10 protein-coding genes are annotated in these 9,909 nt (G+C 62.9%); 2 read left to right on the forward strand and 8 right to left on the reverse strand.

Annotated elements, in window-relative coordinates:
• Positions 1–127: 127 nt before the first annotated feature.
• The 4 genes from PHP91_RS16225 to PHP91_RS16240 form a co-directional block, all read right to left on the reverse strand.
• Positions 128–1,129: a DUF3089 domain-containing protein gene (locus PHP91_RS16225; protein ID WP_300143162.1), complete on the reverse strand. Its 1,002-nt coding sequence runs from the start codon at positions 1,127–1,129 to the stop codon at positions 128–130.
• A 2-nt stretch (positions 1,130–1,131) separates the two neighbouring features.
• Positions 1,132–2,295, reverse strand: a complete 1,164-nt coding sequence (locus tag PHP91_RS16230) for a DegT/DnrJ/EryC1/StrS family aminotransferase (protein WP_300143165.1) — start codon at positions 2,293–2,295, stop codon at positions 1,132–1,134.
• 94 nt (positions 2,296–2,389) lie between these two features.
• Positions 2,390–3,280 (reverse strand): hypothetical protein, encoded by an 891-nt coding sequence (locus tag PHP91_RS16235; RefSeq protein WP_300143168.1) that lies wholly within the window; start codon positions 3,278–3,280, stop codon positions 2,390–2,392.
• Positions 3,281–3,428: 148 nt separating this feature from the next.
• On the reverse strand, positions 3,429–5,432 hold the full coding sequence (locus tag PHP91_RS16240; protein WP_300143171.1) for an autotransporter domain-containing protein: 2,004 nt from the start codon (positions 5,430–5,432) through the stop codon (positions 3,429–3,431).
• Positions 5,433–5,701: 269 nt separating this feature from the next.
• Between PHP91_RS16240 and hisI the strand changes: the two genes are divergently transcribed.
• Together hisI and hisG are read left to right on the forward strand one after the other, a co-directional pair.
• Positions 5,702–6,079: a phosphoribosyl-AMP cyclohydrolase gene (gene hisI / locus PHP91_RS16245; protein WP_300143175.1), complete on the forward strand. Its 378-nt coding sequence runs from the start codon at positions 5,702–5,704 to the stop codon at positions 6,077–6,079.
• Positions 6,076–6,954 (forward strand): ATP phosphoribosyltransferase, encoded by an 879-nt coding sequence (gene hisG / locus PHP91_RS16250; RefSeq protein WP_300143178.1) that lies wholly within the window; start codon positions 6,076–6,078, stop codon positions 6,952–6,954. Before hisI ends, hisG begins: the two co-directional genes overlap by 4 nt.
• Before the next feature lie 96 nt (positions 6,955–7,050).
• Here hisG and PHP91_RS16255 read toward each other — a convergent pair whose 3' ends face one another.
• The 4 genes from PHP91_RS16255 to PHP91_RS16270 form a co-directional block, all read right to left on the reverse strand.
• The gene (locus tag PHP91_RS16255; RefSeq protein WP_300143181.1) at positions 7,051–7,440 is read right to left on the reverse strand and encodes a hypothetical protein; all 390 of its coding nucleotides are present in this window, start codon (positions 7,438–7,440) and stop codon (positions 7,051–7,053) included.
• A 286-nt stretch (positions 7,441–7,726) separates the two neighbouring features.
• Complete coding sequence (locus PHP91_RS16260) at positions 7,727–8,326, reverse strand: hypothetical protein (protein ID WP_300143184.1); 600 nt, start codon at positions 8,324–8,326, stop codon at positions 7,727–7,729.
• A 160-nt stretch (positions 8,327–8,486) separates the two neighbouring features.
• A complete protein-coding gene (locus tag PHP91_RS16265; RefSeq protein ID WP_300143187.1) occupies positions 8,487–9,026 on the reverse strand; it encodes a hypothetical protein in 540 nt (179 codons plus the stop codon).
• Positions 9,027–9,083: 57 nt separating this feature from the next.
• The coding region (locus tag PHP91_RS16270; protein WP_300143190.1) for an RHS repeat-associated core domain-containing protein at positions 9,084–9,909 on the reverse strand (826 nt) is incomplete at its 5' end.

A 9,909-nucleotide genomic window follows, 5' to 3' on the forward strand; every position in this document is an offset into this window, starting at 1 on the left:
CAATAAAGGCTTCCACAAACCGGCAAACTGATGATACCGAAATACTAGCCATGTCGGCCCTCCTTTGAGCTTCACTATTTACTGATATGTGTATCAGCTTAAGCCTGGGAGTGCCGACATGGTATTTCTATTGGCGTTCGAGCCAGGCGCGGATGCGGCGTGCGGCGTTCTCCCGCAAATTTTCGAAGAAGAGGGCGTAGTCGAAGGCGTGGTACACCCCGGCGGGGAAGGCGGCGGAGTGGAGCTCCACCAGAGCCGGATCGGACGGGGCCACCACCAGGCCCGCGCCAACGATCTGCGCCGAGGTGAAGCCGGGAAGGGTGCGGAACTCGCCGTCAGGCCCGCCGAGGCGCGCGCCGAGATTGAGGGTGGCCGGGGCGAGGCGTCCGTCTGTGGTCCAACTGAGCGGATTGACCGAGAGCGCGCCCGGCAGGATGGTCGGGGCGTCCTGCTGATGCCCGGCGGCCACGGTGTTGTAGGTGATGAAGCAGCCTGTCTGGTCCGGGGCTGCGCACAGGGCGAGGCGCGGGTTGGCATCCAGGTCGGCTTGCGTGACGGACCAGCCGATGAGGTAGGCGGCCACCAGCCGGTCCTCGAAGCCGAAGCTGCCCCATTTACTCAGGAAGAGGGCGGCCAGGACGTCGGAACCCTGGCTGTGCCCGGCCAGGATGAACGGGCGGCCGTGGTTGTAGTGGGCGAGATAGTAGGAGAAGGCGCGCCACACGTCGTCCTCGCCGTAGCCGAGCAGGGCGTTGCGTTCGGCCTCGGGCAGGGTAAGGGCGGCCAGGTTCATCTGGCGGTATTTCGGGGCATAGAGGTTGGCCTGGCCCGAGAACACGGCGGCCTGGTTCGCAAGGGTGGACGCGGCGGCGGGCAGGGCGTCGCTGGCCGCGGTGTCCATGAGCCAGTGGGACTGGTCGTGGAGCACGGTGGGGTAGACCCAGAACACGTCCACGGGGTGGGCGTCCGGATCGTCCGGCAGGGCGAGCCAGGCGGCGTCCCGCGCATAGTCGGGCGCGGCCGGGACCGTGGCCGGGTCGAACCGGGGCGGGCCGCCCGCCGGGGCCGCCCCGGCCAGCAGGGCCAGGGCGAGGAGCAGGGCGGCGAGAATCCCCGGCGCGCGCCGCACGGCTAGGCCTCCAGGCAGCGTTTGACGGCCGTGACCACGTCGGCCACGTCGTCGTCCGTGAGCTTGGGCGAGAGGGGCAGGCTGACGGTCTGTCGGCCCAGGGCCACGGCCTGGGGCGTGTCCTCCAGCTTCCAGCCGAAGCGGTCACGATAGTACGGGTGCTCGGGAATGGAGAGGTAGTGCACGCCGCAGCCGATGTTCTCCGCGTTCATGCGGACCAGGAACTGGTCGCGGTCGATGCCTGCGTAGACCGGGTCGATCATCAGGGTATAGAGGTGCCGCGCGTGGCGGGTCTCCGGCTCCTCGGGCGCGGGCTTGCCCACGGGCAGGGCCGCGAAGGCCTGCTGGTACATGTCCCATATCTCGCAGCGGCGCTTGAAGTTCTCCTCGACCCGCTTGAGTTGGTGGATGCCGATGGCGGCCTGGATGTCCATCATGTTGTACTTGAACCCCGCGTGGATGACCTCGTAGTGCTTGTAGCCCTCGTCCGAGAAGCGCTTCCAGGCGTCGGCGGACATGCCGTGCAGGCCGAGCACCTTGACGGTGCGGATGTCGTCCGCGTCGCGGGTGACGACCATGCCGCCCTCGCCGGTGCAGACGTTCTTGGTCACGTAGAAGGAGAAGCAGCCGAAGTCGCCGAAGGTCCCGGCGTGGCGGCCCTTGTAGGTGGTCTCGATGGCGTGGGCGCAGTCCTCGACGACCTTGAGGCCGTGCTCGCGGGCCAGGGCCATGATCGGGTCCATGTCGCAGGCGCGGCCCGCGAAGTGGACGGGCAGGATGGCCCGGGTGCGGTCCGTGATCTTTGCGCGGATGGAGGCCGGGTCGATGTTCTGGGTCACGGGGTCGACGTCGGCCAGGACCGGGGTGCACCCGGCGTGGATGATGGCGTTGACCGAGGCGCAGAAGGTGAGCGGGGTGGTGATGACCTCGTCGCCGGGCTTCAGGTCCAGGGCGACCAGGGCGAGGTGCAGGGCGGCGGTGCAGGAGTTGCAGGCCGCTGCGTGGTCTGCGCCGACGTAGGCGGCGAAGTCCTTCTCGAACCGGGCGACCTTGGGGCCGGTGCCGAGCCAGCCCGACTTGAGGGAGGCGGTGACCTCGTCGATCTCGTCCTGAGTGATGAGGGGCGCGCCGAAGACCAGGAAATTCTCTTTGGAACGAACAGGCATGTCCGTATAGCTCCTTGTGGGTGTTGCGAATGGTGTGGTCTAGCAGATTCGGGGAGCGGGGTAAACGGCAGGGGGACGACGAGGGCTTGGGGGGTCAGGCCTGCACGTCGGGTGAACCGGAATTGCTGGGGGAGACGTTTTGTTTGGAAATTACCATCGCTACGGTGGCCATCAGTACTTCATCGGTGTACCGCCGGTAATACTTCGCAAACCCGACAAAAAACGTATATGCGAGCAGGGCGCTGGACAGGAGGAATAATACGTCGTGATCGAAGGGATGGAAACTGATGCATGTATACCCAGACAGTCTGAGGCCGACTGAGCCTAAGTTGACGAGGAAAAAGAGAGAGAAAATAAGCGTCATTGTTCTTGAAAAGCCGTAAAGGGCCACATAGTTTTGCATCTTTCTAGAGTGCGCGGATTCATTTTCATATGTATAGTGGTAAAGATATTTGAAGAAGTTGGCGTTACTGTTCACTAGCGATTCTGGATTCTCTGTTAGGAGGCCGAGGACTTTGTATGTATGCCGTTTTAGGATGCTAAGTTCGTCAGGATAACGGTACCTTTTGAAATACTTTTTCTCTAGTCCAAGGCATTTCCCGAAAAGGAGATCAAGAATCAAAACAGGGAAGAGAAAAACAAGGAAGAAGAAAAGATAGAAGTGCCCTCGGTAACCGTCATCGAACAAGCACTCGATGAACGTTTTTTGGGGTACGGCATATCTGACCTTGGAGGGGTAGCCGCTTCGCCATATAAGATATTTTTCAACCAATTCGCCGGAAATAATGCTGAGAGCAAAGCCGAAGACATAGGAAAACAGAATGAACACTATGGCGATCAGCCATTGGTAGGTGGACGACTCGTCTTGCAAGTCTACAGGGTTAAGTCCGCATTTGCTGAAGACCAGCAGCACTCCAAGGCTGAAGATCGCGCCTGGGGCGAAATATCCAAGGAAGTCATAGAGGGAAAAGGGATTCTGTTCCATTTTGCCCGATCCGGCTTGAGGGTGATGAAGGTCGCTCCTCGTATACAGGGGGCAAGAATGGGTATCAAGCCTGTAGGGTGTAATCCGCCGGGCTCCGCTGGAGATAGGTTGGAGTTGAGGGGGATGCCCCGGCCATCCGCCCGGCCGCCTAAAAGGCCCAGGACACGCCGGAGGTCAGGGCCAGGTCCGGGGCGGCGTAGCGGTCGTTGCCCACGGCTGCGGTGGCGCGGGAGTAGCACTCCACCCGGTCGCTTGGCCGGTACTTGAGCCCGCCGCCGAACTCGCCCCAGTCGCGGTCGATCCGCGCCCCGCCGTAGGTGAAGTCGCTCAGTCCCACCAGGTGGCCGCTCATGGACGGCCCCTTCGTCTCGAACCGGTGCGACCAGGCCGCCCAGGTCCATAGGTCCAGGTCGTCCCGGGCCGAGCAGCGCAGCTCCGCGCCCAGCCGGGACTTGTTCATGACGTCGCGCCGCTCCTTGAAGTGGACCGGGAACGGGGTGCCGGTCTCGGTGTAGGCGTCCAGGATCATGGCCTGGAGGTCGTACTCCAGGTAAGGCTGCACGGCCAGGACCGGGGTCAGAGGGTGGACCCAGCCCAGGTGGCCGCTCAGGGAGACGACGTGCCCCTTGGTGGCCCCCGAGGCCACGGTGGAGCCCGCGCCGTTGGGATAGCCCCGGTCGAGGGTCAGGCTGGCCCGCTCGTAGAGGGCCCCGAGCTTGACGCGCCAGCCCGTGGGCTCCGGGGCGTAGCTCAGGAACGCGCCGGGCCCGAACATGTTCGACTGCTGGTTGCCGCCGTACAGGGTGTCCACCGAGCGGCGGCCCAGGAAGAGGCCGGAGCCCAGGACCAGACCGTCCGCCAGCCCGGCCGATATGCCGAGGCCGCCCTCGCCGCCCTGGTCGCGGCCGGGCAGGGACGCGTCGCCGAGCAGCGAGCCGGTCAGCCAGAACCGGACCGCGCCCGGCTCGGGCAGGTGGTCCGCCTGGTCCATGAGCCCGCGCATGGTGCCCATGGCCATGTAGGAGATGTCCGAGGCCACGGCCGAAAGTTCGCCGAGGGACTGGCCAAGGGCCGAGGCCGTGGTGACGCCCGCATCGCGGATCAGGAAGGTGGCCACGGCCCCGGTGGCGTCGTAGCCGTTGCCCACGATGGTCTGGCCGTCGCCGGACACGTCGATGGCCTCGTGGATGAAGAGGCCGGTCATGTCCACGCCCGCGTCCGCGAGCATGGCGTTCAGGGAGCGCATCCCCAGGCTGGTCCAGACGAACCCCTCGCTGACGCCGTCCGGGTTGTCGGACATGCCCACGACGATGGAGCCGTCGTCGGACACGGCGTAGGCCTCGGAGCTGAGGCCGCCCAGGGTGCCGAGGCCGACCATGCCCGTGGCGTCGGTCCAGCGGAAGCCCTCGTACAGGTAGTTTGCGGACGACGACCGCCCGACGACCACGGAGCCGTCCGCATTGACGCCATAGGCATCGGAAAAGTCGAAAAGGACGCTGCTCAGGACGCCCAGTCCCACGCTGCCGGAGGCGGAGGTCCAACGGTAGGCCTCGTCGCGCGCGCCGGTGTCGCTGACGCCGACCACCACCGTGCCGTCGCCGTTCACGGCGTAGGCGGAGGAGCCGACGCCGCCCGCCAGCGGCGTGATGAGGACCATGCCGCCCCCCGTGGTCCAGTGGAAGCTCTGGTCGACGTTCGCCCCGTCCACGGCCACGCCGACCACGACCCGGCCGTCGCCGCTGACCGCATAGGCCTCGGAATCCGCGCCGCCGAAGGTGCCGAGGTCGATCATGCCCGTGGCCCGCGTCCAGCAGTAGGCACGGTCGCGCCCCAGCCCGTCCTGGCTGGTGCCCGCGACCACGTCGCCGTCGCTGCTGACGCCGTAGGCATAGGAATAGGCGCCGCCCAGGGCGCCAAGGGATTCCATGCCGCCGTCGGGCGTCCAGCGGAAGGCGATGGGGTTGCCCCCCGCGTTTTCGCTGTCGCCCACCACCGTGCCGGACGCGGTCACGCCGTAGCCGTAGGTGTCCCCGGCCGCGAGGTGGCCCGGCCGGACCAGTTCCACGGCCCCGGCCGGGCCGGCCAGGGCGAGGAGCGCCAGCAGGGCGGCCGCCGGGAAGATGACGGCTGGCAGGGAGTTCCGGCCGGTCACGGGGCCTGCTCCCCGCTCCCTCCCGGCGGGCGGGCGCGGCGGGCAAGCCTCCTTCGCCCGGCCCGGGGCTGGTCGGTCATGGCGTTCCCCCGATGGTTTTCCGTTGGCATTGTTTCGGATATAGATGACGCCAGGCTGCGAAAAGTTTCCTTTGCGACGACCGCGTGACACAGGGTGTCGGCAGTTGCGCTTTGAATCGGCTTTCGTTATGTAAGCTCCCCTGGCCCATTGCCGGGCCGGGAAAAACGCATCTGATTAGAGGTACCGCAATGATCAGACCAGATTTCGAAAAGATGAACGGACTCGTGCCGGCCATCGCCCAGGACGCCGAGACCGGCGAGGTCCTGATGATGGCCTACATGAACGAGGAATCCTGGAACAAGACGCTGGAGACGGGCGAGGTCCATTACTGGAGCCGGAGCCGTCAGGAACTGTGGCACAAGGGCGGTACCTCGGGCCATACGCAGAAGGTGAAGTCCATCCGCATCGATTGCGACGACGACACCCTGGTCCTGCTCATCGAGCAGATCGGCGGCGCGGCCTGCCATACGGGCTACCGCTCCTGCTTTTTCCGTGAATTGAAGGACGGCGTGGTGAGCGAATGCTCCCCGCATGTCTTCGACCCCAAAGAGGTATATAAGAAATGACCCAGCAATTACTTCGACTCGGCGTGCCCAAGGGCTCCCTCCAGGACGCGACCATCAAGCTGTTCGCCAAGGCGGGCTGGAAGATCAAGCTGCACGAGCGCAACTATTTTCCGGACATCGACGACGACCGCATCCGCTGCTCGCTCGCCCGCGCCCAGGAAATGTCCATGTACGTGGAGAACGGCACTTTCGACGTCGGCCTGACCGGCATGGACTGGATTCGCGAGAACAAGTCCGACGTGGTCATCGTGGACGACCTGATCTACTCCAAGGCGAGCAACCGCAAGGCCCGCTGGGTGCTGTGCGTGCGGGGCGACTCCCCGTACAAGCGGCCCGAGGACCTGGACGGCAAGAAGGTCGCCACCGAGCTGATGGGCTTCACCAAGGAATACTTCGCGGCCCAGAACATCAACGTGGACGTCTCGTTCTCCTGGGGCACCACCGAGGCCAAGGTGGTGGAAGGGCTCTGCGACGCCATCGTCGAGATCACCGAGACCGGCACCACGATCAAGGCCAACGGCCTGCGCATCATCGCCGAGCTGATGCAGACCAACACCCAGCTCATCGCCAACAGGAAGGCCTGGGAGGACCCGAAGAAGCGCCAGCTCATCGAGGAGATCAACATGCTCCTGCAGGGCGCGCTCCGGGCCGAGAAGATGGTCGGCCTCAAGATGAACCTGCCCAAGGACAAGCTCGGGGCCCTGAACGGCTCCCTGCCGAGCCTGAACTCGCCCACCGTGGCCGAGCTCCAGGACCCCAACTGGCTCTCCGTGGAGATCATGGTGGAGGAGAAGGTCGTGCGCGAGCTGATCCCCCAGCTGGTGGCCCACGGGGCCGAGGGCATCATCGAGTACCCGCTGAACAAGGTCATCTAGGCGGGGCTCCCGAAAGCAAAGGCAAGGCCGGGCGAACCGATGGTTCGCCCGGCCTTTTGTTTTTTTGTGGTGCGCCGTCCGGGGCCGAAGGCCAGGCTATTCCCGGCCCTGCGGAGCCGCGTCCGTCTTCTCCACCGAGACCAGTTTGAAGTCGTCCAGGGCGATGACGCCGAGCCCGGAAGCGAGGATCCAGGTCGTTTCGTAGACGACCTTGCCCTGCCGGGACGCCGTGCAGGCCACGATCACGACGCTCCGATCATCCCCCGCAACGCAATGCTGGCGTCTCTCCATCCCTTCGGCGTTGGCCAAAACGTGCGTGGTCCTGATGGCCGGGCCCAAAAACACCGCAGGCCGGTCCGTTTCCGCATGGCAGGGCCATGGCGCAAGCAGGACAAGCAGGGCGCAGCACAGCAGCACGATCTGCAGCTTCCTGACGAAACCTGAAGAGCCGGTGGTGGTGCGGATCAACCGTTCTGTTTTCCTCATGCGGTTATCGGCCGGGCTGGCGCAGGGCTCGTCCTGTGCGTGGGATGTGGGTGACGCCCCGAAAGCGCATGCCTTCGGGGCGCCGTTTCCACCCTATTGATTCAACGACCATATGAGAAGCGCTGCTCCCAGAATACCCGTCAAGATGAGAAGGATGCCATTTGCCAACGTTTCTGTCGGCGCAAGGCCCTCTTGCGTCGTCCACCAACGCTTCCATGAAAAACGGCGATCATCCGAATGCCGGTCCCGCCGCCAATCGGCGATATAGAGGTATCCGCCGATAAAACTAGCGATTCCGCCAATGAGATACACCCACTCTGCTGGGGTCATACGACTTTCCCTTCTCGTTTTGTTCAGGCCATACGGCTTCCGCCGTCTTGCTGCCCACCGTAGAACCGATGATGCCTCCCAGTTTGCTGCCATCTTTAAGTGGTTCCATTGGAATTTTATGGGGAGGTGTGATTGTAGCTAAATTTTTGCCAATTCTTTTTCCAACCACGCCGGTTGCCGCGCCCAGGATCCCTGCTCCACCAGCTTTGGCCACCTTTCCCACGTCGTCCACCGTTCCTTTCTTGATCATCTGGTTCCCCGCTTCATTCGCGGCTGCCGCTCCTGCTCCCCACAGCAATGTGGAGCCTATTCCGCCACCCAACGTGCTCACGGCCCCGGTCGCCATGCCAAGTCCAACGGATTTGGCGAAGTCCCATGTACTCATGGAGCCTTTTCCGTAGTCCCATTCGTCCCAGTGGTCATAGGCGTTGGACGCCCCACCGATGGCAGCCCCTGCAAGCGGGACCCAGGCGAACAGCCCCAATGGATCATTCCCATTCACCGGATCATCGAGGCAGTAGCCGTACCAGTCCGAGTCCCCGCCACTGTCGCCCATTGGGTCGAGGGCGGTCCACCTGTCGGTGACAGTCGTAGTCGCGCCAGCCGAACCTCACGAAGCCCAGGTCGCGGTCGTGCAGCCCTCCGGCGAAGCCGATGGGGATGCGGAGGTCGGGGTTGGTGTCCTCGATGATCCCGCCGAAGGGGGCGTGGAGGATTTACATGGAACCCAGTCGTAATTCCTCGTCGTAGCATCCCCCAGCTTTTGCGCTGTAGTTGGGCCGAATTCTACAGGTCAGAACGCCTTTGTACCGGGCTAGGAATTCCATAGGCTTTTTTACCGTTAGCTCTAGCGTCAAATCATTTCCGGCATCCGGAAACGGAAGGTCAAAGACCAGCAATGTGATATATGTGACTCCACGATAAAGAGCTCTATGACGTTGATCAGGTTGGGTTGTGAGACCTTCCGCCAATATTTTGCTGCCGGACATGAACCGATATGCCCAAAATCCATCACCCTCAAAGCCCCTGTGCGCCAACTTGCTATCGGGGACGGCAATCGCCAGACCATAACATGTACTGTAGGTGTATTTGATGGGTATGGTAATTGTTTCCCCTGTCTTGGTGGCATCAAAGGGAGCGTTGAAAATATCCCGATGAAACCGCTCGCTCATGAAAGAGGCTTGAAACCAATTCGTGTTGTAAAAATATACGCCTCCAGCAACTATGCATAAGAATGCTATCAGTAAGTGTCTCATTCGGCTTCCTTTCCACCAAGGGAGGTTCACCCCCCCCCTTGGTGGTGCCGGTTGTAATTAGTGCTTCTCTGCGGTGCGCAGAAAGCGATATCTTTCACGCAACCTGTCGGCGTAGTCCTGGCAGTTGTTCGATTTGCCGCCCATCTTGCATAATTTGTATTCTCCGGGGTCGAGACTCGCTTGAGCCTTTCTCATGCGATCATCATCGAAATGGGTGTCGTCAAGCTTGAAGTCTTTGATGTCCTCATTGAATCGTAATCCCCCATCAAAGAAGCCTACATTATCACCGCTTCCGTCCTCGTAGAATCCATGTTCGTGTTTCAATTCATAATTGCGTTTATCTGCTGTCGATCCATCGGTGCCTATCGCGGGTAGGAACGACAACCCTCTTTTGCCAAATCGAAACAACCCCAACGGGTCCACCCCGTTCACCGGATCGTCCAAACAATACCCATACCAGTCCGGATCGCCGCCCTTGTCGCCCATTGGGTCGAGGGCGGTCCACCTGTCGGTGAAGGTGTCGTAGTCGCGCCAGCCGAACCTCACGAAGCCCAGGTCGCGGTCGTGCAGCCCTCCGGCGAAGCCGATGGGGATGCGGAGGTCGGGGTTGGTGTCCTCGATGATCCCGCCGAAGGGGTCGTACAGGACCTCCTTTATCACGTCGCCGTCACTGTCGGCAACCACCCGCAGGGAACCGACCTGGTCGTAGAAGAGAGAGGCCACGGCCCCGTCCTCGCGCTGCATGGCGTAGGGCGTGCGCTCGCCGTCGCGGTAGGCGAAGCGGTAGCCGGACTCGCCGTCATGGAAACCGTCCAGGCGCAGGAGGTCGAGCCAGCGGTAGGCCTCCACGGGCTGGCCGTTGCAATACTTGACCGCCCGGCGG

Source organism: Pseudodesulfovibrio sp., assembly GCF_028692895.1.
In the GTDB taxonomy this organism is placed as follows: domain Bacteria; phylum Desulfobacterota; class Desulfovibrionia; order Desulfovibrionales; family Desulfovibrionaceae; genus Pseudodesulfovibrio.

Bases quoted from the DNA above. Each gene is read 5' to 3' on its own strand.
- PHP91_RS16230 (WP_300143165.1), bottom strand. From the start codon at position 2,295: ATGCCTGTTCGTTCCAAAGAGAATTTCCTGGTCTTCGGCGCGCCCCTC.
- PHP91_RS16235 (WP_300143168.1), bottom strand. From the start codon at position 3,280: ATGGAACAGAATCCCTTTTCCCTCTATGACTTCCTTGGATATTTCGCC.
- hisI (WP_300143175.1), top strand. From the start codon at position 5,702: ATGATCAGACCAGATTTCGAAAAGATGAACGGACTCGTGCCGGCCATC.
- hisG (WP_300143178.1), top strand. From the start codon at position 6,076: ATGACCCAGCAATTACTTCGACTCGGCGTGCCCAAGGGCTCCCTCCAG.
- PHP91_RS16255 (WP_300143181.1), bottom strand. From the start codon at position 7,440: ATGAGGAAAACAGAACGGTTGATCCGCACCACCACCGGCTCTTCAGGT.
- PHP91_RS16260 (WP_300143184.1), bottom strand. From the start codon at position 8,326: ATGGGCGACAGTGGCGGGGACTCGGACTGGTACGGCTACTGCCTCGAT.
- PHP91_RS16265 (WP_300143187.1), bottom strand. From the start codon at position 9,026: ATGAGACACTTACTGATAGCATTCTTATGCATAGTTGCTGGAGGCGTA.